Raw genomic sequence first — 23568 nt, 5'->3', positions numbered from 1 at the left:
GTAGGGGAGGTAGGGGAAGAACAGAAGTTTTTTCCGATCATTACCTGTCAAAATAAATTTAACAGACTACTAGGGCAAATAAAGTTCTTAGAACAATACCTTGTCCAAATTAGAAAAAGCCTTGATTTGTAGGTTGGGTTGTGGAACGTAAACGTATCCCTGCGGGACGCTGCGTGAACGCGGAGCAATTAGCATGAAACCCAACATGAGCGTTGGGTTGCGCTGTCGCTTAACCCAACAAAGCAGAAAATGGACAAGGTATTGTAGAACTATCAAGTTTTCTATGAACGTGACCGCATTTAGTACAGGTCTTTGATGTATATTCTTCAGTTATTCTTGCTAATTTGGAACCGTAACGGTTACACAAATGCTCAAGAGTTTGAGAGAACGTTTCCTCTGTGTCTGGAGTGGTATAGCTAACACCATGCTAACTATTGGGACTGAACTATGGCTTACGCCACGCTACACTATCAGTTCTGGGCGGATTATATTTAGAATAAAATAGTCCTGATCTACTACAATAATCAAATTTAGGATTATCTGCGTTTATGTATAGTTAATTATTCTTAAAAGCTAGAATTAGTGAAAAAGCGGTCAAAATGCTATTTAAAAAGCCTTCTATCCCGGAAACATAAAATTTTACAGACAGAGAAAAATATTTTTTTAGAGAAAATAAATTCAGTAAACCTGATTTTTAGAGGCTTTTTCAAAATCATAGCTTCTATCCTAGGGTCTAAATTTGATTAAAAGAGGCAGTTTTTATTTCTTGTAACATGGGGTTACAAGCAATGCTTCATTTACTATAAGTCTTATGAATGATTTTTGTTAACTCTAGATAATTGTGATTAAAAACCATGTCTCGTTCCATAGTCCCAGCCGTTCTCTTAGTAGACGGTTACAATATTATAGGCACTTGGCCTTGCTTGATAAAAACCCGTGATCATGCTGGACTTGAGGCTGCACGGGGTGAATTAGTGGAAGCAATGACTAATTATAGTGCCTTCCAAGGTTATGAAACCCAGGTAGTGTTTGATGCACAGTATCAAAACACTCCTAGTAACAGAGAAACTATTACAAATTTTCTAACAGTACATTATACGGATTTTGGTCAGACCGCAGACACATATATAGAAAAAACCTGTGCGTCTCTCCGTCACCAAATATCCCAATGTTTAATTTCCCGCATGATTGTCGCTACATCAGATCGAGCGCAGCAGTTAACAGTCCAGGGATATGGTGCTGAATGGTTATCAGCGCATCAACTATGTGGCGAAGTAGAAACTACTGTCTGTCGAATGCGCCATAGGTATCAGTCGCAAAAACAACCGAAAAGTAGATTCCTGGTGAATGGAATTGATCCTAAAGCCAGACAACGGCTGACGGAATTGCGAATGGGATTTTGACACTCCCCGGGTCTAAAGACACTGGAGGAAGACAGCCTCTAGTTGGCTTTCATCCCTTGCCTAAAGAAAGGACAGTTAAGTTTTTCCGCCACGCTCCAAAACTTGCCCTCAAGGGTTTTTAGCCTATTTTCTTATAATTTCAGCATTTGTAAATCTCCGAATGTAGCTGCTGGAAAGGTTTTGGGGTATTAACAGTGAGAAATTTCAGCAGCAACAAAAAAAAGTTGGAAAATTTTTCCAAAACCCCTTGCATTAATCTGGATTTAGGTTTATTATAGCTAAAGCGAAGAGCATTCCTCAGTAGCTCAGTGGTAGAGCGATCGACTGTTAATCGATTGGTCGCTGGTTCGAATCCGGCCTGGGGAGTTTAAATATAAAGATGAGGCGTGAAACAAAAATCAATCAGTTTTGCGTCTCATTTTTGTAATTAGACAAAGAATCCAGGCGACTGGAAGTCACGGCTACACAGGCAAAACCCACCTGCGTGGGTTTTAAATTTCCCTAGTCCGCGTAGGCGGACTTTGTTTGTATGGCCGTGATTTCTAATCGCCAGCTTATTTCTGCAAAATTGGGATGCTCCCGTTGTTAATTACGTCTTGTTCTCTGTTTACTTTATTAAAATCTGTTTAATGGTTAATTATTAACATACAGCAGATTGCAGATTAATGAAGTACAGGATCTAAATTCAAAGTCAGACAGCAAACTAGTTTTACTCCTGATTCGGTGAATTCTGACTCCTGCTGTAGATGTGTTGATCTTTTTTAGGAAATACCATGCCACAGCGGATAATTATAGAAGTCAATAATTGGTTTAGGCGAGATAGAATTGTTCGTAACTTAGAACTTTTTCAGGATATTATTGTGATCTCCCTTTGCGTGAGTTTATTTTGTGTCATGCTCATTCGATTAGGAGATATGTTTTTATCGTTTTTACGTCCATTAGATCTACGACAAGTCACATCTGATATCCTGTTTATTTTGATATTAGTAGAACTGTTTCGGTTGTTAGTTGATTACCTTCAAGAACGCAGTATATCCGTAGGTGCAGCAGTAGAAATTACGATTGTTTCCGCTTTGCGAGAGGTAATCTTGCGTGGTGTATTAGAAATTTCCCGCGATCAACTTTTTGGACTTTCTGTATTTCTATTAGTTTTATCAGGAATTTTTCTAGCTTTACCTTGGATGCCTCGTTTATTGGAACAGGTGAAAATTAATAAACATGAGACAGTAGAACCAGAATCATCCAGCATAATTCAGGAGTCAGTAATCAGCAGTAAAACCTAATTTTGTCAAAAATAGGGAAGAGGATTATTTAACCAATTCCCCAATTAAATAAGTAGGTTGGCGTTGAAAATTGTCGTTATGGCAAGGCAAAAGGCAAGAGTAAAGAGGGTTTAGGCGATTTTACATTTCTTTACACAGTTTGGTTTTATTGTGTTCACCTACTTATTAGTTTTATGGGAGTCCGATAATATGTCTCAATTAACATCAAAACAATGGATTTTAATCAAACACAAAATTACACCATATTTGTTCTTATTACCTGCCTTGATCATCTTAATATTAACTGTTTTTTGGCCAGCAGTTCAAGCCTTTTATCTCAGTTTTACCAACTATGAAAATATAGGAGATCCTCCTCAATGGATTGGCTGGAAAAATTTCCTGCGTTTATTGAAAGATCCAGTTTTTTGGCAAACATTACAAAATACATTTATTTATCTGATTGGTGTTGTTCCCATTTTAGTATTTCTACCCTTAGCTTTAGCAATTTTAGTGAATCAAAAACTGCGGGGAATGAATTGGTTTAGAACAGCATATTATACCCCGGTTGTAATTTCTATGGTAGTAGCTGGGATAGCTTGGAAATGGTTATATGCAGAAAATGGATTGCTGAATCAAATTCTCAAAACTTTAGGAATTTTTCCCGACGGAATTCCCTGGTTAACAAGTCCTGATAAGATATTGGGAATTGTTCCCATTTCCTTAGCTAGTATTATGGCTGTAACTATTTGGAAAGGCTTAGGCTATTATATGGTAATTTATTTAGCTGGATTACAAGCCATTCCCGCTGATATTTATGAAGCTGCGGCTATTGATGGTTCAGATAGTGTTCGTAAACATTGGGATATTACCTTACCATTGATGCAACCCTATTTAGCTTTAGTGGCTGTAATTTCGGCGATTTCCGCAACTAAAGTTTTTGAAGAAGTTTATATTATGACTCAAGGCGGACCACTCAATAGTTCTAAGACTATTGTTTATTATTTGTATGAACAAGCATTTGGTAATTTAGAGATTAGCTATGCTTGTACCATTGGTTTGGTGCTATTTTTAATTATTTTAGGTTTATCAATTTTAAGATTAGTTATCAATCAAGATGGGAATGATTTTAGTGTTTAATATTTAAAGATGAATTTTGCATCAATATCTATGACGAGTCATATACTTTAACGGTAACATTGATGATCGTCCACTAGCTCTCTTGGCAAATCCTTCTATTTGTCTCCTAACTGCATGATTTCCCATTTGTAAAGCGATGGAAAGAGAATTAACTAATGATGTAATCTCTTGTTACATGCTGCCAACCTTTGGGTAATTTATTGATTTCATTTGTCATCGTAATAAAACATGGGATATCATAAAAAATCTTACCATCTGTCATCAATAAAGCCAGGGAATTTATTCCCTGTCTAAAAGCTCAATTCCGTTAAAACTGACTAAAATTAGATTACCAAAAAATCAGGTGAGGTGAATGTTTCGGTGGTGTATCTGTGATGGTTCTATTATCTTCTCTTATTTACATGATAGTTGGTGATGGTTAGATGAGATAATGTGAACAGATACAGGGGTTTTGGGTGGGAATTTAGTGTTGTTAATGGTGGGTATTGTTGGGTTTCCTTGTGTCAATCTAAACTACAAACTACTACTTTTTAGTACCTTTAATAAATGCTGTTCTTGCATCAATAATGTAAGGGATTAAAACACAACTTGCCAATAAATCTATATCGACATCTGGCAATAATTCACTTTGGTTAATTTGCTCATAATTATCATTTTTGAGATGATATAGAGACAATTGATTATTTTCCCAAAACCAAACTTCGGTAATATTAAATCTTTTGTATTTTTCTAGTTTATCAATACTGCCACTGGTAATATTAATTTCAATTGCTAAATCTGGATTTTCTTTTTTTTCTCCGATGTAATAAGATTCATCAGGTTCAAAGGAAGCATTCTTTTCTTTTGCGCGACGAGTAGCACTACCTACTGGAATAAAGTTTATCCCTTTTTCAAAAAGATATGCTTCCATCAAAATAGCGATAATTTTTTTGATATTTTCGTGTTCTTCACCAAGTGTCATAAATTCGATGTACCCATCAAGATAAGTTATCCGCAAACTTCCTGCGTCTGCGGTTAAGGTTTCTATTATTTCAAATTCCTTCCAGGTGTAATAACCAGGTAGAAGAAATCGCTGTTCGGAAATTGTGGTAGTTTTGTCTAGGATTTGGAGAGTCATAGTAATTTTATGGTTATGACTTTAATCTTGATTAAAACTCATGATCGGGTGATAATTCTCAGGTAAGGTGAATTTTTCCAGTTTTTGAGAATTGTAAGCACCAAAATACAATTCAGCAACGGTGATGTTGCCAATAGAAATTTGCTCCCATCCTATTTGTTGAATGAACTGCTTGCAGCAGCGCTTCGCTATCACCCCAGTAATCCCTAGTGATGATTAGATGAGATAATGTGAACAGATACTAATTCTGCTTCTAATTCTCCTAAGTGAGGTGAATATTTACACGATCTGCTTGCAGCAGCGCTTCGCTATCGCTCTAGTAATCCCTTGTAATGGTTGGGCGAGATAATATGAACAGATACAGGGTTTTTTATAGACTAATCCACCATCATTTGATATACTGTAGAATAGCGATCGCATCATGATAAAAGCCATGTCACAAACTGGATTAAATCTATTCATTCCGATAGAGTTACTGATTGATTCCTTAAATGCGCTAAGTTTATCAGAAAAACGGCAGATTTCGCAGCTTCTTAATGAAGCTATTGCTGATGCTGAAGAGGAAAATTGGCGAGAAGATGAAGAGACTAAAAAAGAAATTCAATTAGTCCGTGATGAATATGCGACTGGTAATTACAGTAAATTTAGTAATATCAAAGAACAGTTGAAACAAGGATCTATTAAAAGAGCAGAACGTGATTTAGGATTAGTTGAAGAGTGGTTTAATCTGGAAGAAGAAGCGTGTTAAGTAAAGGAAAAATTATCTATCCCCAACGTGGTGAAATCTACTTGGTTAATTTTGATCCAACTATCGGTTCAGAAATCAAAAAAACACGCCCAGCTTTAATTTTGCAGAATGACGTTTCTAATCAATATAGTCCTATAACTATTGTTGCTGCTATTACTTCTCAGTTTACAGAACCTTTGTATCCTACTGAAGTGCTAATTAAAGTACCAGAAGGAGGTTTACAGGTTGATTCTGTTGCGCTTCTTAATCAAATTCGTTCTATTGATAAACAAAGGTTAATTAAACGGTTGGGCGTTCTGGAATCAGTCACAATGGAACAGGTAGATAGAGCAATTCAGATTAGTTTGGGTTTAGTGAATTTAATATAAATGAATATTTCCAGGTGTATCTGTGATGGTTCTATTGTCTTCTCTTATTTACATGATCGCCCCAGTAATCCCTAGTAACGCTTGAGTGAGATAATGTGAACAGATACAGGGTAATGTTTTCAGGTGCGAACTGCTTGCAGCAGCGCTTCGCTATCGCTCTAGTAATCCCTCGTAATGGTTGAGTGAGATAATGTGAACAGATACAGGTAATTACTTCAAAATAGCAAATTTTCAAAAGGATAATTTTGCTTCCAACGATAGGTGTTAAAGTCACGCTGATCTACTGAAAAAATGCGCCCATGTCCTAAATCTTCTGCTAAAATTACTAGGGAAGCATCAGCTAAATCCATTGGCAGATTAGCATATTTTTCCATTAATTTAATAATTTGCGGAGTATGGTGAGGCTTTAAATTAAAGATTGTAAATAATTCTTGTTCCAGACTATTTAAAAAGGTGACTTGAGCTTGAACTCCTTTACGAGTTAGCAAAAGATAACAGGTTTCTGTAACAACACACCATGTTGTAATTAAAGGTTCATTGTATTTTTTTAAAGCTTGTTTTGCTGTTGCGTGGTAGGTGTCTTTTTGGTCAATGAGAGCTAACCAAAATCCTGTATCAACTATGATCATATTTGTTTGGTAATGTATTAGCTAAAACTTCTTTATATGTGGTTGATAAATTTTCTTCCACAGCACAACAACCAATTAATCCAATTTGATCAAATTTTTCATAGATACTTTTTTCTTGATGATGATTTTCTGGTTGTGAATAACGGTTTTTGAGTAATTTAATAAAATCAAGTAGTAAGATTTGGGCTTCTTCTGGTAAGGTGTCAATATCTTTAGATATTTCTGCAATTTTTATTACCATGATTAACTCCTCAATTGAGTAAATTTTTTCGGTATGATCCTATTATAAACTACGCTCTGGGTGATGGTTCTCAAGTGAGGTGAATGTTCCGGTGGTGTATCTTTCATACTTCTATATGTCTTCTCTTATTTACACGATCTGCTTGCAGCAGCGCTTCGCTATCGCCCTAAACATCCCTAATAACGCTTGAGTGAGATAACGTAAACAGATACAGGGTAAGGTTTTCAGGTGCGAACTGCTTGCAGCAGCGCTTCGCTATCGCCCTAAACATCCCTAGTAATGCTTGAGTGAGATAATGTGAACAGATACAGGATTTTTGGGCTGCGGATCGCTCTAATAATCCCTAGTAATGATTGAGTGAGATAACGTAAACAGATACAGGGTAGGGTTTTCAGGTGCGAACTGCTTGCAGCAGCGCTTCGCTATCGCCCTAAACATCCCTAATAAAGCTTGAGTGAGATAACGTAAACAGATACAGGGTAAGGTTTTTGGACTGCGAATCGCCCCACTAATTCCCAGTAATAGTTGAGTAAAATAATGTAAACGCCATCAACTCACCCGCACTGGCGGTAGTTTCCCCACGCTTCCAGGCGAAAGAATCACGCTTAGAATTACTGCGTAACATGATCGGTTCTAGCATCGCCGCAGCACGGACTACAATTATCCTATAACTTTAAAAGCGGTTATTTAGTTTAATAAAATTCTTACCTTGGGGTCGGGAACTCTAAATTGTGATCAAGCCTAATTCTCGCTCGTTCACGTTTTCAAGGCCGTATCTGACTCTTTGTTCCAAGGAGTACCCAAGGTTTACACTTATCAGAATCTCTATATTCATTCCTATGTGTATTTGAAATAGCTTTACGAAATCGTATTAGTAATGTACTTGTTAAAGAATTTGGGGATAATTGGTTTGAGGAAAAAGCAGGTAAGTGGTTAAATGGAAAAGCTGCAACGGAATGGCACGACAAAAATGGTAATACTCAAAGAGCAAGATTATCAAAACAGATAGACAAAGCAAAAGAAGAAATTAACAAGCAGAATAAAAAAATTAATAACCCAATGTACCATAAAATAGTTACATCAGATACTTTAACTCCAGAGCTAAACTTTGGTTTTTGGACAGAAATTATGGGATCTGACTATGACAGAATTATATGGCATATTGTTTCTCCTCGTTATATTCATGAAGTTTTTCCAAATGCTCCTGAAAAACACAATTTTATGCGCGACATGAAACGAATAAGAAGAATTTTAAACGAAATAAGGGTTATACGTAACCGTGTATTTCATCATGAACCTATTTTTAATACTCTGCTATGTAGGTGGCTAAATCTATCAAGTCGCGGATAACTTGAGGTCTTTTTTCAATTGCAAACATCATGGCTAAATTGCACTTTGACGTTTGTTAGTTTTTTCACCCACATTCAGCATGAGTAAATATACTCAAAATATTTTTCCCAGCAGGTTATTTTGTCAAAAAAAGAATTTCATAAAACAGCTAAAACCCAATCATAATAACCAGTTCATGCTTTTTGCTATCTAGGTCGGTATTCAATGAATTTAATCTCAAACCAACTAATTTATTGACATTATTCTCAATAAACTTGATTCGAGCTTTAAATATATCGGCGATGGCTACGCCGCGCCGAAGGCATCGCTCTAATATAGAATTGCGTGTCATTGTCTGAAAGCCTTGTTATCATTGGGCTATGGATAATTCCGAAAATTCAAAAAACACCTGCGGAATGTGGGTTTTCACGAACTGCTTGACGAATATCTTCCCAATCTTGAGCAGTCATTTCTGTTGCATTTCCAGAGTTTAATCCTTCTAAGAGCATGGTTTGTAGTCGTTCGTTCGCTCTCTGTTTTTGGTCTTGTCGCACTAATTCCCGAAAATATTCACTGACGCTGCTGTAACCACCTTGCGCTACTTTTCTATATAATCGCGCATGGTGTCAGGTAAGGAAATATTCATACTTTTCATAATGTGATTTCGCTGAATCTTCTTTTTTATATCATGGCAGATTTTGTCATTTTCTGCCATGATAACGGTGATGATTATTTGTAAAGTATTGTAAATACTAATCAATGAGTTTTCAAAATTACCAAATTTAGCGTATATTGTGGATTGACAAGTGTAACCTTATGGGTTACAGTAAATATTGTTATTTTACTTATGATCAGAAATTTCAAACATAAGGGATTAAGAAAGCTGTTTGAAGATGATAATAGAAGTGGAGTTAATCCGAATCATGCTGAAAAACTGTTAGATTTATTAGATAGACTAGATGCTGCATCTGTAGCCGAGGATATGAATTTTCCTGGTTCTAAGTTTCATCAATTAATAGGAAATAGGAAAGGTGAATATTCAGTTACAGTTTCGGGTAATTGGCGTTTAACTTTTGTTTTTGAAGATGGGGATGCTTACGACGTAAATTACGAGGATTATCATTAGGATTATGAATATGAATACTAACAGAAAACCAAGACATCCTGGTGCTTTGATTAAACGTCAATATTTAGAACCTTTAAATATGACGGTGACAGAACTTGCTAATATTTTGGGTGTGTCTCGCAAAACGGTTTCGGAAATTGTGAATGAACGTGCAAATGTAACACCTAATATTGCTTTGCGGTTAGCAAATGCTTTTCAAACTACGCCGGAACTTTGGTTAAATCTTCAGCAGAAGTTTGATCTTTGGTGTGCGAAAAATGAATCTGAAGAGTGGAAAAATATCTCACCTATTGAAATTAGTTAAAATAGTTCGGGTGATATTTGCTTATGTATCTGTGATGGTTCTATTGTCTTCTCTTATTTACATGATAGCTTGTGATGCTTGAGTGAGATAATGTGAACAGATACAGGGTTTTTGGGTGGTAATTTCGTGTTATTAATGGTGGGTATTGTTGGGTTTTCTTGCGTCAACCCAACCTACTAACTACTAACTAAGGTGATGATGAACTTACTAAATCTGCTGTTTCTCGATCTAAAACGGTGAGGGCTTCTTGAATTAATTCGACTTCATGAGTTTCAAAAAGTGATTCACCACATTGATCACAAACCCATGCTGGAATTGCATCCCAAGAAATATGATAGCCTTTTCTATCAATGGTAAATGGGGCTGTTCCTCGGTGCATTTGTCCTTTACAATATAAGCATTCCATTTTAAATTCTCCTTGTGAAATCAGATGACCATTGTGTTGAATCATCTGCTTGCAGCAGCGCTAGTTCCCTCCGGGACGCTCCGCGAACGCTATCGCCCCACTAATCCCTAGTAATGGTTGAGTGAGATAACGTAAACAGATACAGGGTAGGGTTTTCAGGTGCGAACTGCTTGCAGCAGCGCTTCACTATCGCCCCACTAATCCCTAGTAATAGTTGAGTAAAATAATGCAAACATATACAGGGTAAGGTTTTCAGGTGCGAACTGCTTGCAGCAGCGCTTCGCTATCGCTCTAAACATCCCTAGTAACGCTTGAGTGAGATAACGTAAACAGATACAGGGTTTTTAGGTTGTAATTTAGGATTATTAATTATAGGTATTGTTGGGTTTTGTCAACCCAACTTACTAACTTTTATTTTCATGAAACTAATTCATCAATTTTTGCTGTTTCTTGATTTTTTTGATTTTGATAAAATTCTTCAAATAAGGAAAAAAATCTATCTACTGCGCTTTTTTCATCGGCTGAATGGAAAAGCAGAATACTTGACCATAATTGACCTGTTTCTACATTAAATTTCTGTCTTATCCATTGTAAAAAAGTTTGAAATTCTGTTTCTTCTGCTGTTAAGGGAATACCAATTTCTCGACGGGCAAAATAGTATCCATCTAAAAATGCTTGAAGGCTAAAAATAGAATTTTTACCTAAATACATTGCAGGTCTTTTTTTGATCTTTTGCAGTAAGTTGTAGAGATTATCCATGTTTAACTCACTAAATTTCTAGGTTAAAAGTAAGTTTCTGTGATTTGAAACTCTAATCCTGCATCTAAAATAGGTGAATAGAGATTCTGTATCCAGTTTAATCGGGTAATGCCTTGATGGTGAATATAGCTATAATCAAACTATCCCAATAAGAGTAGTTATATTTTGCATTGATTTCTAATGCTTGTATAACTTCTGTTGTATTAATTGCTTGAACAGGAAAAGTATTCACTATATCTGATATGATTTTAATGGCATCTGTTTTTGACGTGAATTTTTTTCTAGTGAGAACATGAAATAATTCTCCTAAAACCTGAGTGCTAACTAAGAGGCATGAAGAATTATGTTTGATGATTTCTGCAACTTGCTGGGATTTTTCTGGTGGACTTTTAGCATAGAGATAAATCCAGAGATTACTATCGAGAAAAATTTTATCTATCATAAATTTCTTCTCGATTAAATTTGTAGTCTGGGGGAAGTGGGAAGGAGTAGTTATTAACTCGCGCTAAGAATTGCTGTATTTTCGATTCTTGAGAATCTATTGGTTGTGTAGATTCGCTGGGTTCGAGAATCATAATTTGTATGGTTTTACCTTCTAATTCGGAACTTAGTTTTTCATTTAAAATAAGTTCACCGTTGGTACAGGTTGCTTGGATAATTTGCAGCATTATGAATAACCTTAAATCCTATATAAAATTTTTCGGTATGATCCTATTATAAACTACGCACCAAAGATCCCCGATTTCTTTTCAAGATTTTTCTATCATATCCATAATTAATCTTAGAAGTCGGGGATCTAAATCAGGTGAGGTGAATGTTTCTGTGGTGTATCTGTGATGGTTCTATTGTCTTCTCTTATTTACATGATAGTTGGTGATGGTTGGGTGAGATGATGTGAACAGATACAGGGTTTTTGGGTTGTAATTTAGAGTTATTAATAGTGGGTTATGTTGTTGTTCACCCACCTTAAATAACTTTTTTAAGCTGAAATCCAGTTTTCTAATTTAAGCTCGGAAATTCGGCTATAATGACGAGTGTTGTTAGTTACTAAAATATAGTTTTTAGTTATTGCAACACTAGCAATTAGTAAATCGAAATCTGCTACTGGTTGTCCTATTTTTCTAAGTTCTGCTTTTAATTCTCCAAACTTTTTGACAGCATTATTATCTAAATTTATAACTTCAATATCTTGAATGAATTTTTCTACACGAGTTAAATTTTCTGCTACTTTTTGAGAATTGTAAGCACCAAAATACAATTCAGCAACGGTGATGTTGCAAATAGAAATTTGCTCCCATCCTATTTGTTGAATTTTATCTCTGACGGAATTAATGTTTTTAATCCAGTAAATGCAGGTGTCAGTATCTAATAAATAAATCATAAGCTAATATCGTAGTTAGAAATAGTTCGGCTATCATAAACCTCTTTGACTATTTCTTCTGCTGTGCGTTCATCTTCCCAAGCACCATATTTTTCTATAAATGTGTCTTGTGGATGTGGTTTTTGTTTTTGAGTAGATGAGAAATTTATCTCATTTTCTATATGATGATTTTCTGGTTGTGGATAACGTTTTTTGAGTAATTGAATAAAATCAAGTAGTAAGATTTGTGCTTCTTCTGGTAAGGTGTCAATATCTTTAGATACTTCTGCAATTTTTATTACCATGATTAACTCCTCAATTGAGTAAATTTTTTCGGTATGATCCTATTATAAACTACGCCCTGGGTGATAATTCTCAGGTGAGGTGAATATTTACATGATCTGCTTGCAGCAGCGCTTCGCTATCGCTCCAGTAATCCCTAGTCATGGTTGAGTGAGATAATGTGAACAGATACAGGGTTTTCGGGTTGTAATAAGTGCGTTATTAGGTGAATAGAAATTCTATATCCAGTTAGATTAATTAATAGCAACAGAAGACTCAATAACTGATGACAAGAAACCCTTGATTTCTTGTATTAATGGATGTTGTTGCAATATCTTAATTTCATTATCATTTAGATTTCTAAGTATTTTGTCATTGAAAGATTGTTTATTATCTAAAACTGTCTCTAGAAATTCTTTAGGTTTACTTTGAGCTAATTGCCATTCTAAATCGTTAAATTGACGGTTTGCTATTTTTTCAATTAATGATTTATCTTGTAAAAATATGGATTCTATTTCGGGAACTGCTAGAGAAACTTGAAAAGAAATGCCAGATGATGCTTGACTTAATACATAATTAATTAAATCTTTTTTTTCAAATATTTGCGATTCGTTATTTGTATCTGCATCTATGACAAGAGCAACTGGTGTTTTTCGAGTAGCAAGCAGTGAAGTAGCTAAAGAACGCGCTCGGTAAGAACTTCCACCAGCTATAAATTGAATATCTTGAGTTAATTTTTTTGGTAATAATTTCTGTAAAATTTCTATGTCCTTATCACTTTCTGTGAGAATGTATGCTAGTTTCATGAAAAACCTCCTTTACAATGCTGTAATTATTAGATTATAATGTCGTAATTTGGGATACCTTTATGAACACAAACGCGGTATTTTTTGATGAGAAATTTACGTATAGATTTATTTATTAATGAATATTCAATTTCTTCTCCTCCCCACAATAGAATGGTTTGAGGTGCTACAAATCCAGTTAATGTTACTGTAGCTTCTGTAAATCCACTGCGACTAAACACACTACCAATAGCTGTTGCTGGTCTTCGCAATAATTGATTTCTGAGTTTGGCTATGGGTTCAATATTAACTTCCTCGCTGGTATCTTTACATTCTATCAGACAAGCTAGGCTATCTGCATAGACTACGCCATCAATTTGTTCTACTATTTTACCTTGAATTTTAACGGTTTCTGTCCAAGCTATATCAGCACTATCAAGTTGAAATGCACGTAATACCAAATATTCTAACGCTTTACCTGCATCCCAAAAATTAGAGGTCTTTTTTGTTTTAATTTCTGACCATAATTTTACTAAATCATCCCAATTATAAGTAGTAATTCTTGTTTGATATTCTGCATCTGTGGTCATGATTCTATTTCAAGTATATTAATTTGTTGACGATTTAATATTATACTACCAGCACGTAAGCTATTTATTCTAGGATTTGATTTAGTTCGGGTGACAATTATTAGGTGAGGTTAATATTTGTGCGATCGCCCCACTAATCCCTAGTAACGCTTGAGTGAGATAACGTAAACAGATACAGGGTAAGGTTTTCAGGTGCGAACTGCTTGCAGCAGCGCTTCGCTATCGCCCCACTAATCCCTAGTAATGATTGAGTGAGATAATGTAAACAGATACAGGGTAAGGTTTTCAGGTGCGAACTGCTTGCAGCAGCGCTTCGCTATCGCCCCACTAATCCCTAGTAATGGTTGAGTGAGATAACGTAAACAGATACAGGGTAAGGTTTTCAGGTGCGAACTGCTTGCAGCAGCGCTTCGCTATCGCCCCAGTAATCCCTAGTAATGCTTGACTGAGATAATGTAAACAGATACAGGGTAAGGTTTTCAGGTGCGATCGCTCTACTAATCCCTAGTAATGGTTGAGTGAGATAATGTAAACAGATACAGGGTAAGGTTTTCGGACTGCGATCGCCCAGTAATCCCTAGTAATGATTGAGTGAGATAACGTAAACAGATACAGGGTAAGCTTTTCAGGTGCGGATCGCCCTAAACATCCCTAGTAATGGTTGAGTGAGATAATGTAAACACATACAGGTTAGGGTTTTTGGGCTGCGGATCGCTCTACTAATCTCTAGTAATGCTTGAGTGAGATAACGTAAACAGATACAGGGTAAGCTTTTCAGGTGCGAACTGCTTGCAGCAGCGCTTCGCTATCGCCCCAGTAATCCCCAGCAATGGTTGAGTGAGATAATGTAAACAGATACAGGGTAGGGTTTTCAGGTGCGAACTGCTTGCAGCAGCGCTTCGCTATCGCCCTAAACATCCCTAGTAATACTTGAATGAGATAACGTAAACAGATACAGGGTAAGCTTTTCAGGTGCGAACTGCTTGCAGCAGCGCTTCGCTATCGCTCTAGTAATCCCTAGCACCGCAGGGCGGAAGTCAAAAGTCAAAAGTCAAAAGTCAAAAATAATAGTTCATAGGCTTTTTAGTGATTGAGAATGGTTGGCTTATTTACGCCGCAGTGTACTAGTAATGGTTAAGTGAGATAATATGAACTGAATCAATCAAAAATGATTAATTGCTGTTTAAACTAAGATATCTCCGCAAAATATTTTGAGCTTGTTCTAGTAATTCTGCTTCTAATTCTCCTAATTGTTGAGTTAAGCGAATTTTGTCAAAAGTCATGGGTTCAACGCAGATTAAAAGACTATCCACAGAAAGTCCATTTTGCGCTGATGTAGGTACTTCAACTACCGCAGGTGAAATGCGGGGGTTATTCGGTTTTACGGAAGTAAAAGGTAAAACTGTGACTTTGCTGCGTTGGTTGTTAAACAAAGTCCCAGAAATTATCAGTGCTGGACGAGTTTTTTGAATTTCTGTACCTACGGATGGATCAAATGTTACTATCCAGATGCTTCCCATTCGGTAATCGCTATGTTTTGCCATTCACTTTCCCAACCTAATTCTAATTCATCAACCAAAGCGCAAGCTGCGGCTAGTGCTTCATCTTGTTGTTTTTCTTGCCATTGTTTCAAGAGATTTTCAATCAACGCACTACGGTTTTCAACTTTTTGGTCAATGTAATTTAGTAGTTCCTCTGGCAATGAAATTGAGATTTTAGCCATATCCTACCCACAGTCATACTATAAGTAGTATAGCTTAATTTGATATTTTTAGTCTAGTAGTTTGTAAATATAGGATTTGATTTAGTTCGGGTGATAATTCTCGGATGAGGTAAATATTTACACAATCGCACCAGTAATCCCTAATAATGCTTGAGTGAGATAATGTAAACAGATACAGGGTAAGCTTTTCAGGTGCGAACTGCTTGCAGCAGCGCTTCGCTATCGCCCTAAACATCCCTAGTAATGGTTCAGTGAGATAACGTAAACAAATACAGGGTTTTTGGGTTGGAATAAGTGCCTTGTTATAGCAATTACCATTCAAATGAGGTACAAGAAGTAAGAATTGAACGCAGATAAACGCAGATAAACACAGATAATTTTGTACCTCATTAGATTAGAAACCACTATAATGTTTGGTGTTGTTGGGTTTTATCTCGTCAACCCAACCGATACTACTTTAATTTCTTTAACTCTTGTTGAATAACTTTCTGTACAGTTTTAATGATTAAAGTTTCTAAATCTGCTACTGTGAGAGTAGTAATAAGTTGAGTTTGAGCAGATTGGGTATCTTCTACAGTTAATATTTCTTTTAATTCTATTTTTATTTCTTCTTCCAACTGTACTGATTCTAAAGACAATTTTTCCTCTGGTGCTGAGTAACCTAATAACTCATTTTTAATCATATCTTTAGTTATTCGGGAATTTTTGTTATGCCAATTGGACACAATTGAAAAGTACCCAGCAGCATCTTCTAAACAATATTCAAACATAGTTAGTAAAATATCTATCGAGCCATTTTTTTGTAAGAATACTTTCTTAGGATTTTTGCGAAAATAACTTCCATCAATTTTTTTATTTACCGTTATTTCTAGATATTCAAATAGACCATTTAAGCCGTTATATTCGTTGAGTTTTGAATTATTTTCCAAATCAAATATGTTTAATTTATTAAAAGGTGAGTATATAGATAAAGCTTTTAATCTGCTTCTTAATATTCTCAAATCACTACCTATTATATTGAATCCAATAAAGGTCTTATCCTTCAATTTATCAATATCTTGTATAATCTCCTTAATAAGTTCCTCCTCCTCAGTTTCAAACTCCAAAAATTTAACTTTTATATATTGTTGCTTACTTGTTTTTAGAATACGAGTTAGAGTGTATCCATATATTTTTCTTGTGGCTTTTCCCTTGACATAATCTGTCCAAAATTCCAAGTCAAGAAAGACCAAATCATAGATAGAACCAATAGAAAAATTGTTGACAAATTTACCGTCTAGTTTAATTTCTAGCTTATACATAGAATCGTAATCGTGAACATTATTTTTATTTATACAAATGTACAAAATTGAATTTCGCAGAAAAAACCACAAATCCGCGTTAATCAGCGTACATCTGTGTTCTATATTACATTAAATTAAAAGAACGCGGATAAACGCAGATGCGTTTAGAAATTACGGACAACACGCCTTATCTCTACTTTGGGATTACCAAAATTAATTAATAGACATAGAGTAAGTCCAGTTGTTTTCAGATAATTCATACATTGGGAAAAATGCTTACTATCCAGTGTTGTTACTGCCTTTAACTCTACAATAATAGTATTTTCTACCAACAAATCAGCCCTATAATTACCCACAACTATACCGTCATACCAAACTTCCAGCATTTTTTGCTGCTCAACCAACAAACCAGTTTTTCGTAACTCATGCACCAGAGCATTTTCATAAACCTGCTCCAAAAAACCAACCCCCAAAGTATTACCCACCTTAAAAGCACACCCAATAATCTTTTCCGTAACCCCATTCAAATCCAATCTGCGTTCATCTGCGTTCATCTGCGTTCCCTCCAATAAAAAAATCAGCAAATGTACGCAACCCAACGCCAAATCATCCGCGTTAATCTGCGTACATCTGCGTTCTAATTAATGCACCAACTCAATAGCCCGCTTAGTCAACGCTTCCGCAGTCAAGCCATTAAAAGCCATCAACTCACCCGCACTTGCAGTAGTTTCCCCACGCTTCCAGGCAAAAGAATCACGTTTAGAATTACTGCGTAACATGATTGGTTCTAACATCGCCGCAGCACCACCTGTCACACCAATTAAGGCATCTCCACCAAACAATTGCTCAAAATCGGCATCACTTAAAAAACCGTTATCAGGTTCAGAACAAGTATCCCAAGCAGTATCATGAGGACGATATAAACGACGAGGATTGATAATAGAAACAATCTTCACCCCAATACCTTCAGTTTCTAAAAAAGCCGCCGCTTCAAACACAGGAATTAAAGTCAAATCGCCAATTACAGCAAGTACAACAGTCTTCCCACCAGCCACTTCATGTAATAACACCGCACCATCAATTAAGCCTTTTTCAGTTTGGGCAAAGGTGCTACGAATTGGCAAAGGAGACTTACTAGCAGTAATGACAATGCCCTTATTTTTTGTTTGCAAAGCCCAGTCATAACAGACTTGAATACTGTTAGCATCTGGGGGAAATAATGGGAAGACATTTCCGGTTCTCATCAAAGAAGCAAAATAAGCTTCTATTTCTGGTCTTTGGTGAGTCCAACCGTTGCGTCCTTGTTCTAAAGCCCCGGCTGTAAATAATGTAATTGTCGAGGGAGTTTGCCGGCGTAATTCTGCCATTGCTTGGGTGACAGTTTGCCAAATTGGTAAACCATTGATGGCAAAAGATTCATAGGAACACCACAAAGTTCTCGCCCCCATCAAGGATAAACCAGCCGCTAATCCGGCACAAGCATCTTCGCTCAAAGGTTCGTAAACTTGACCTCCTGGGGCTTGATTATATAAATCATCAGTGGTGGGGTGATTGATTTTTAAAGCTTGGTTAATGTTAGCAATTCCTGATGCTTCGTTACCGTCAGCATTAGTCACGAGGAAATTTTTATCCTTATTTCCTACTATTCCCACTAACCTTCCCATTGCCGTTGTCGCCACTTGGGGAACTGCCCCAACCTTATATTCTTCTAATGGTAATTCCCCTAAATCTGCTAAGGGTAATTCAAATTCTGTCACCACAGTTTTCGCAGCCGGACCACCTCCAGCCCGTTCCGCATTTGTCCGCACAATTTGCCATGCTGCGGCTGATAATGCCCGTTTTTGTAATGCGGTGACAATATGGGGCGCGTCTAATGTATCTTTAGGATAGAGGTTGTGTGATTTTGCACCCAAGGCGTGAACCCCTGCCCCTTTGAGTTGTTTGATAATAAATACGGTCAATTTACCGCCAAGTGCTGAACGGGCGGCTTTATCCATGCCTACTAATACGGCTTTGGTAAATTCTAGGCGTTTTTCAAAAGAAAATGCGGTACTATCAACATATTCACCGGCTTGATTTTGGTCGTCAAAATCTTTAGCATTGACTAATACAACTTCGGCAAAACCGTTACCTTGCCAATAGGCGATCATCTCTGCGTTGGTTTTCAAGGATACCATGCTGTGGTGTTCTTGGCTGTAACCGTTCCACACCAACACGGGTAAGAAGTTGGTAACGGTGGGGTAAGCGGTGTTGAAATGTGCCATTGAACTCATGATATAGGGTTCACCCAGTCCCCCGTCTCCCACAGTGAAGGGGAAGAGTTTATCACGGTGCAAGAGGGCAGCAGACATGGCAAAATGTTGTCCTTGTCCCAGGGGTCCTGCCGGTGCGAGAATACCGGGAATGTAGCCGGATAGGTGTCCTAATAATCCATGCTTTTCTCGAAAGCGATCGCGCAATTGTTGTACTGTAGAAATGCCCATGTCTTCCAAAGACCGGTCTAGGAACATGGCACTATAGAAACCGGGGGCGTGATGTCCCACTTCCGTGATAATGTTTTTATGTCCCAGCATGACCAAAGCTGCATAAGCTTCCGCTTGGCTGGCAAAACCGCCGGGATGTCCAGAAGCCTTACTACCTGTGACTTGGAGGGTTAGGTAGCGCAGGGCATCAGCGGCGAGTAGGGTTTGATATACTGCATTTGCATCTGTGGGGGAGGCGATCGCATTCCTGCCCGATTCTATCACGGGAGTTGCCCCATAAGTTTCAAAATCTGGCAATGCTTCCCCAAAATATTGTATCCCTTCACAAAAATTTGGAACTGCGGAAGCTGCCTTTGTCGTAATTACTGTCATGCTAATAAGTACCTTAATAAAATCGGAAAAAACTTGAGTTTCTGGTTCAATGTAACCAAAATCTTACATCTTTGAGGATCTAATAGTTAATTGTATTTTTGCAACATCACCATAAGTAGCCATCATGAACTGCGTACAGCAACACATAAAAAAACCTCTTATTCCCTTCTCGAAGAGCGGGGAGGGGTATTATTTTTAAGTCAAGTTAAATGAACCACGAAGGGACGAAGTACACGAAGGAAGAAGGGAAGAAGATGGTTATCGTCAGCAATTTTGACGGATTCTGAAGAATTATCACTTATGATACTAAAGAATTAACCGCCTATTAAAATGGTACTTAAAGGTCGTCATCACCCAGTTTTTGATCAACTGGAAGTTGAGAATAAGTTGATGATTTTTTAGGTTTTGCCTCTTGCCAAGTTCCCCTGACCCCAAAAGGGTTTATAGTTGAAGTTGAGTTATTCTATAATTAATTGTGTAATCAAAACGGGAGAAAATTATGCAAATAATACCAGGACCCAAAGCATCATCTACTATTCAAGTTTTAAACTGGATATTCAGACCTATGCCTTATATGGTGGAATGTGCTAAAAATTATGGAGATGTTTTTGCTCTAAAATTACGGGGTAATTTACCACCACTGTTATTTGTTCATTCTCCTGAAGCTATTCAGCAAATACTCAGTAATGATCAAAAAGAATTGGAAGCACCAGGAGATTTAAATAGTATTTTTGAATATTTACTGGGCAAAAATTCTGTCATTAGTCTAAGTGGTAAAGAGCATCAACGTCAACGTCAATTAATTATGCCCCCTTTTCACGGGGAAAGAATGCGAACTTATTCAGAATTAATTGAGAATGTCACCACAAAAGTTTTTAATCAACAACAAAAAAATCAATTTTTTAATATTAGGAACATTACCCAAGATATCACTCTTCAGGTAATGATGGAAGCTGTTTTCGGTATCTACGAAGGAGAACGAGCAGCAAAACTTAAACATTTACTTTGTGAAATTTTAGAACAGGGTAGCACTCCTTGGAGGGTGATTTTTATCTATTTTCCTAAATTTAAAGAGATGTTGGGGATTTCAGAAATTTGGAAACGACAAATGAAGAAACAGGAACAAGCTGACCAACTCATTTATCAGGAAATTCAAGAAAGAAGAGAGAATTTTGATCCTCAGCGGACGGATATTCTTAGTTTACTTATGTCTGCTAAAGATGAAAATGATCAACCTATGACTGATGCAGAATTAAGAGATGAATTAATGACTTTATTAGTCGCAGGTCATGAAACTACAGCTACAGCTATTTCTTGGGCTTTTTACTGGATTCATAAGCTCCCAGAAGTTAGAGAAAAGTTATTAGCAGAATTAGATAGTTTAGGAGAAGATTATGATTCTAATACTGTCTTTAAATTGCCATATTTAACTGCAGTTTGTAATGAAACATTAAGGATTTATCCCGTAGGAATGTTAACTTTTCCTAGAATGGTTAAAACCCCTATTTCTCTCTGTGGTTATCAACTTGAACCAGGTACAGTTGTCATAGGTTCAATTTATTTAACTCATCACCGCGAAGATATTTATCCTGAACATGAGAAATTTCACCCAGAACGCTTTTTAGAAAAACAATTTTCTCCTTATGAATTTCTACCTTTTGGTGGTGGTGCAAGACGTTGTATAGGTTTAGCGTTTGCCCAAATGGAAATGAAATTAATATTAGCTAAAGTCATGAAAACATGGTCAATGAAATTAATTGATACTCACGAAATTAAACCACAAAGACGCGGTTTAGTCACAGGTCCAAATCGTCCAATAAATTTAGAGATTCAGAATATTCGTCAACCAAAATCTGCAAATTTAGAGCCAGTGAAAGTTTAATTTAGTCAATTAAGATCCCCGACTTCTTTTTTTATCTTGTAAATAAATTCTGATTATATATGAAAAGTCGGGGATCTGTGTTTATCATCTATTTTTTTAATACTTGCTTGCATTCTCTAAATATAATAATATAAAAAAGCCAGGTTTTTATATCATCAGAGATATGCAAGAATACGACGTTATCATCATCGGCGCTGGACACAACGGTTTAGTTTGTGCAGCTTATTTACTCAAAGCAGGTTATAGCGTCCTTCTACTAGAAAAACGTCCTGTTCCCGGTGGTGCAGCCACAACAGAAGAATGTATTCCAGACAAAGCACCAGGTTTTAAATTTAACTTGTGTGCCATTGACCATGAATTTATTCATCTAGGTCCAGTTGTAGAAGAATTAGAACTAACAAAATATGGCTTAGAATATCTAGACTGTGACCCAGTTGTCTTTTGTCCTCACCCCGACGGTAAATATTTCTTAGCACATAAATCATTAGAAAAAACCTGTGCAGAAATCGCTCGTTACAATGAACGAGACTCTAAAAAATATGCCCAATTTACAGATTATTGGCAACGGGCAATTAACGCCATGACACCCATGTTTAATGCCCCACCCAAATCAATTATAGATATTTTTGGCAACTACAATTTTCAACAGGTTAAAGATTTATTTTCTGTAGTGGGTTCTCCCGCCAAAAGCTTTGATTTTGTGCGAACAATGCTTAATAGTGCCGAAGATATTCTCAATGAATGGTTTGATGAAGAATTTCTCAAAGCACCCCTAGCTAGACTCTCTTCTGAATTAGGTGCGCCACCTTCTCAAAAAAATCTCGCAATTGGGGTAATGATGATGGCAATGCGTCATAATCCTGGCATGGCTAGACCTCGCGGCGGTACAGGTGCATTGGTGCAAGCATTGGTGAAATTAGTTAATAGTAAAGGTGGGGTAATTCTTACAGACCAGCACGTGGAAAAGATTTTAATTAATGATGCTAAAGCCGAGGGTGTGCGGGTGGCAGGTGGTAAAGAATATCGAGCAAAACATGGCGTAATTTCTAATATTGATGCCCAAAGATTATTCTTGCAAATGACAGAAAAAAGTGATATTGATGCCCTTGATCCTGATTTATGGGAAAGATTAGAACGCCGCATTATTAACAACAATGAAACCATCCTGAAAATAGATTTAGCATTAGATGAACCATTACATTTTTCTCACCATGATCATAAAGATGAATATCTCATTGGTTCAATTCTCATTGCTGATTCTATGAATCATGTTGAACAGGCTCATAGTAAATGTACATTAGGCGAAATTCCCGATTCTGACCCCTCCATGTATCTCGTCATGCCTAGCGCCCTTGACCCCAGTTTAGCACCACCTGGAAAACATACTTTATGGATTGAATTTTTTGCACCTTATCAAATTGCTAATGCTAACGGCACAGGTTTAAAAGGAACAGGTTGGACTGATGAATTGAAAAATCAAGTTGCAGATAGAGTAATTGACAAATTAGCAACTTATGCCCCCAATGTGAAAAAAGCAACTATCGCTAGAAGAGTTGAAAGTCCAGCGGAATTAGGGGAAAGATTAGGAGCATACAAGGGGAATTATTATCATATTGATATGACAATGGATCAAATGATCTTTTTCCGACCTTTACCCGAATTAGCTAATTATAAAACTCCCATTGATAATCTCTTTTTAACAGGCGCAGGAACACATCCCGGCGGTTCAATTTCCGGGATGCCAGGACGTAATTGTGCGAGGGTCTTTTTACAAAACAAGCAACCCTTTACTCAAGCTTTAAAAGATGCTGGAAACTCGATTAAGTCTACAGTTGGTTCTGTATTTGGGATGAATTAGATAATACAGATGTAGGGTGCGTTAGTGCAGCGTAGCGCACCAACTTTTATACATCAAAAAGTTGTAATTTTTAAAATACATTAAAAACTCCTATTTATTCTGATTTTAAATTTCTAAAATA

26 protein-coding genes, 1 tRNA gene and 2 pseudogenes are annotated in these 23568 nt (G+C 36.7%); 11 read left to right on the top strand and 18 right to left on the bottom strand.

What is annotated here, in order from left to right:
* Positions 1-229 precede the first annotated feature (229 nt).
* Positions 230-379: pseudogene (locus IQ226_RS09905) on the bottom strand (zinc ribbon domain-containing protein); the annotation flags it as partial.
* 475 nt (positions 380-854) lie between these two features.
* Here IQ226_RS09905 and IQ226_RS09900 point away from each other — a divergent pair.
* The 4 genes from IQ226_RS09900 to IQ226_RS09885 all read left to right on the top strand — a co-directional run bounded on the left by IQ226_RS09900 (position 855) and on the right by IQ226_RS09885 (position 3802).
* A complete protein-coding gene (locus tag IQ226_RS09900) occupies positions 855-1403 on the top strand; it encodes an NYN domain-containing protein (RefSeq protein ID WP_193894982.1) in 549 nt (182 codons plus the stop codon).
* 294 nt (positions 1404-1697) lie between these two features.
* Positions 1698-1769, top strand: a tRNA-Asn gene (locus IQ226_RS09895).
* A 407-nt stretch (positions 1770-2176) separates the two neighbouring features.
* Positions 2177-2686, top strand: a complete 510-nt coding sequence (locus IQ226_RS09890) for a phosphate-starvation-inducible PsiE family protein (protein ID WP_193894980.1) — start codon at positions 2177-2179, stop codon at positions 2684-2686.
* A gap of 189 nt (positions 2687-2875) precedes the next feature.
* Positions 2876-3802: a carbohydrate ABC transporter permease gene (locus IQ226_RS09885; protein ID WP_193894978.1), complete on the top strand. Its 927-nt coding sequence runs from the start codon at positions 2876-2878 to the stop codon at positions 3800-3802.
* A 523-nt stretch (positions 3803-4325) separates the two neighbouring features.
* Here the strand turns inward: IQ226_RS09885 and IQ226_RS09880 are convergent.
* The gene (locus tag IQ226_RS09880; protein ID WP_193894976.1) at positions 4326-4919 is read right to left on the bottom strand and encodes a Uma2 family endonuclease; all 594 of its coding nucleotides are present in this window, start codon (positions 4917-4919) and stop codon (positions 4326-4328) included.
* Between the two features lie 421 nt (positions 4920-5340).
* Between IQ226_RS09880 and IQ226_RS09875 the strand changes: the two genes are divergently transcribed.
* The gene (locus IQ226_RS09875) at positions 5341-5667 is read left to right on the top strand and encodes a hypothetical protein (protein WP_193894974.1); all 327 of its coding nucleotides are present in this window, start codon (positions 5341-5343) and stop codon (positions 5665-5667) included.
* Positions 5661-6035 carry a type II toxin-antitoxin system PemK/MazF family toxin gene (locus IQ226_RS09870; protein ID WP_193894972.1) on the top strand — a complete coding sequence of 125 codons (375 nt, stop codon included), beginning with the start codon at positions 5661-5663 and terminating at the stop codon, positions 6033-6035. Before IQ226_RS09875 ends, IQ226_RS09870 begins: the two co-directional genes overlap by 7 nt.
* A gap of 215 nt (positions 6036-6250) precedes the next feature.
* On the opposite strand, the gene IQ226_RS09865 is transcribed toward IQ226_RS09870, so the two are convergent.
* Together IQ226_RS09865 and IQ226_RS09860 are read right to left on the bottom strand one after the other, a co-directional pair.
* Positions 6251-6664 (bottom strand): type II toxin-antitoxin system VapC family toxin, encoded by a 414-nt coding sequence (locus tag IQ226_RS09865; RefSeq protein WP_039203451.1) that lies wholly within the window; start codon positions 6662-6664, stop codon positions 6251-6253.
* Positions 6651-6905: a hypothetical protein gene (locus IQ226_RS09860; RefSeq protein ID WP_039203449.1), complete on the bottom strand. Its 255-nt coding sequence runs from the start codon at positions 6903-6905 to the stop codon at positions 6651-6653. The genes IQ226_RS09865 and IQ226_RS09860 overlap by 14 nt, the downstream gene beginning before the upstream one ends.
* 822 nt (positions 6906-7727) lie before the next feature.
* Between IQ226_RS09860 and IQ226_RS25910 the strand changes: the two are divergent.
* A pseudogene (locus IQ226_RS25910) lies at positions 7728-8255 on the top strand (hypothetical protein); the annotation flags it as partial.
* A 377-nt stretch (positions 8256-8632) separates the two neighbouring features.
* Here the strand turns inward: IQ226_RS25910 and IQ226_RS25070 are convergent.
* Entirely contained in the window at positions 8633-8788 is a 156-nt protein-coding gene (locus tag IQ226_RS25070; RefSeq protein ID WP_228039349.1) for a hypothetical protein, read from the bottom strand.
* Between the two features lie 293 nt (positions 8789-9081).
* Here IQ226_RS25070 and IQ226_RS09845 point away from each other — a divergent pair, with 293 nt between their 5' ends.
* Both IQ226_RS09845 and IQ226_RS09840 read left to right on the top strand, forming a co-directional pair.
* Positions 9082-9360, top strand: a complete 279-nt coding sequence (locus tag IQ226_RS09845) for a type II toxin-antitoxin system RelE/ParE family toxin (RefSeq protein WP_063872057.1) — start codon at positions 9082-9084, stop codon at positions 9358-9360.
* A gap of 10 nt (positions 9361-9370) precedes the next feature.
* A complete protein-coding gene (locus tag IQ226_RS09840) occupies positions 9371-9664 on the top strand; it encodes a HigA family addiction module antitoxin (RefSeq protein ID WP_193894970.1) in 294 nt (97 codons plus the stop codon).
* A 187-nt stretch (positions 9665-9851) separates the two neighbouring features.
* Here the strand turns inward: IQ226_RS09840 and IQ226_RS09835 are convergent, their stop codons facing one another.
* The 13 genes from IQ226_RS09835 to IQ226_RS09775 form a co-directional block, all read right to left on the bottom strand.
* Positions 9852-10070, bottom strand: coding sequence for a YgiT-type zinc finger protein (locus tag IQ226_RS09835; protein WP_071190385.1), 219 nt, complete (start codon positions 10068-10070; stop codon positions 9852-9854).
* Between the two features lie 417 nt (positions 10071-10487).
* Positions 10488-10829 carry a hypothetical protein gene (locus IQ226_RS09830; RefSeq protein ID WP_193894968.1) on the bottom strand — a complete coding sequence of 114 codons (342 nt, stop codon included), beginning with the start codon at positions 10827-10829 and terminating at the stop codon, positions 10488-10490.
* Positions 10830-10926: 97 nt separating this feature from the next.
* Complete coding sequence (locus IQ226_RS09825) at positions 10927-11271, bottom strand: PIN domain-containing protein (RefSeq protein WP_193894966.1); 345 nt, start codon at positions 11269-11271, stop codon at positions 10927-10929.
* Positions 11261-11497, bottom strand: a complete 237-nt coding sequence (locus IQ226_RS09820; protein ID WP_190371845.1) for a hypothetical protein — start codon at positions 11495-11497, stop codon at positions 11261-11263. The genes IQ226_RS09825 and IQ226_RS09820 overlap by 11 nt, the downstream gene beginning before the upstream one ends.
* 311 nt (positions 11498-11808) lie before the next feature.
* Positions 11809-12210 (bottom strand): type II toxin-antitoxin system VapC family toxin, encoded by a 402-nt coding sequence (locus IQ226_RS09815; RefSeq protein WP_193894964.1) that lies wholly within the window; start codon positions 12208-12210, stop codon positions 11809-11811.
* Entirely contained in the window at positions 12207-12494 is a 288-nt protein-coding gene (locus IQ226_RS09810) for a hypothetical protein (protein WP_193894962.1), read from the bottom strand. The genes IQ226_RS09815 and IQ226_RS09810 overlap by 4 nt, the downstream gene beginning before the upstream one ends.
* 231 nt (positions 12495-12725) lie before the next feature.
* The gene (locus IQ226_RS09805; protein WP_193894938.1) at positions 12726-13277 is read right to left on the bottom strand and encodes a hypothetical protein; all 552 of its coding nucleotides are present in this window, start codon (positions 13275-13277) and stop codon (positions 12726-12728) included.
* A 29-nt stretch (positions 13278-13306) separates the two neighbouring features.
* Positions 13307-13846: a hypothetical protein gene (locus IQ226_RS09800; RefSeq protein ID WP_193894936.1), complete on the bottom strand. Its 540-nt coding sequence runs from the start codon at positions 13844-13846 to the stop codon at positions 13307-13309.
* Between the two features lie 1172 nt (positions 13847-15018).
* Positions 15019-15390, bottom strand: coding sequence for a type II toxin-antitoxin system PemK/MazF family toxin (locus IQ226_RS09795; protein WP_228039348.1), 372 nt, complete (start codon positions 15388-15390; stop codon positions 15019-15021).
* Positions 15348-15569 carry a ribbon-helix-helix domain-containing protein gene (locus IQ226_RS09790; protein ID WP_053538672.1) on the bottom strand — a complete coding sequence of 74 codons (222 nt, stop codon included), beginning with the start codon at positions 15567-15569 and terminating at the stop codon, positions 15348-15350. Before IQ226_RS09790 ends, IQ226_RS09795 begins: the two co-directional genes overlap by 43 nt.
* Positions 15570-16021: 452 nt before the next feature.
* Positions 16022-16870 (bottom strand): hypothetical protein, encoded by an 849-nt coding sequence (locus tag IQ226_RS09785; RefSeq protein WP_193894934.1) that lies wholly within the window; start codon positions 16868-16870, stop codon positions 16022-16024.
* A 146-nt stretch (positions 16871-17016) separates the two neighbouring features.
* Positions 17017-17406, bottom strand: coding sequence for a GxxExxY protein (locus IQ226_RS09780; RefSeq protein WP_193894932.1), 390 nt, complete (start codon positions 17404-17406; stop codon positions 17017-17019).
* 87 nt (positions 17407-17493) lie between these two features.
* A complete protein-coding gene (locus IQ226_RS09775) occupies positions 17494-19707 on the bottom strand; it encodes a phosphoketolase (protein WP_193894929.1) in 2214 nt (737 codons plus the stop codon).
* A gap of 499 nt (positions 19708-20206) precedes the next feature.
* Between IQ226_RS09775 and IQ226_RS09770 the strand changes: the two genes are divergently transcribed.
* Entirely contained in the window at positions 20207-21589 is a 1383-nt protein-coding gene (locus IQ226_RS09770; protein WP_168465990.1) for a cytochrome P450, read from the top strand.
* A gap of 163 nt (positions 21590-21752) precedes the next feature.
* Positions 21753-23447 carry a beta-carotene ketolase CrtO gene (gene crtO, locus IQ226_RS09765; protein ID WP_193894927.1) on the top strand — a complete coding sequence of 565 codons (1695 nt, stop codon included), beginning with the start codon at positions 21753-21755 and terminating at the stop codon, positions 23445-23447.
* Positions 23448-23568 lie beyond the last annotated feature (121 nt).

This window comes from Dolichospermum sp. LEGE 00240, from assembly GCF_015207875.1.
Taxonomy (GTDB): Bacteria; Cyanobacteriota; Cyanobacteriia; order Cyanobacteriales; family Nostocaceae; genus Dolichospermum; species Dolichospermum gracile.
Note: the sequence above shows the minus strand (reverse complement) of the source record. Positions and strands in the feature narration are given on the sequence as shown.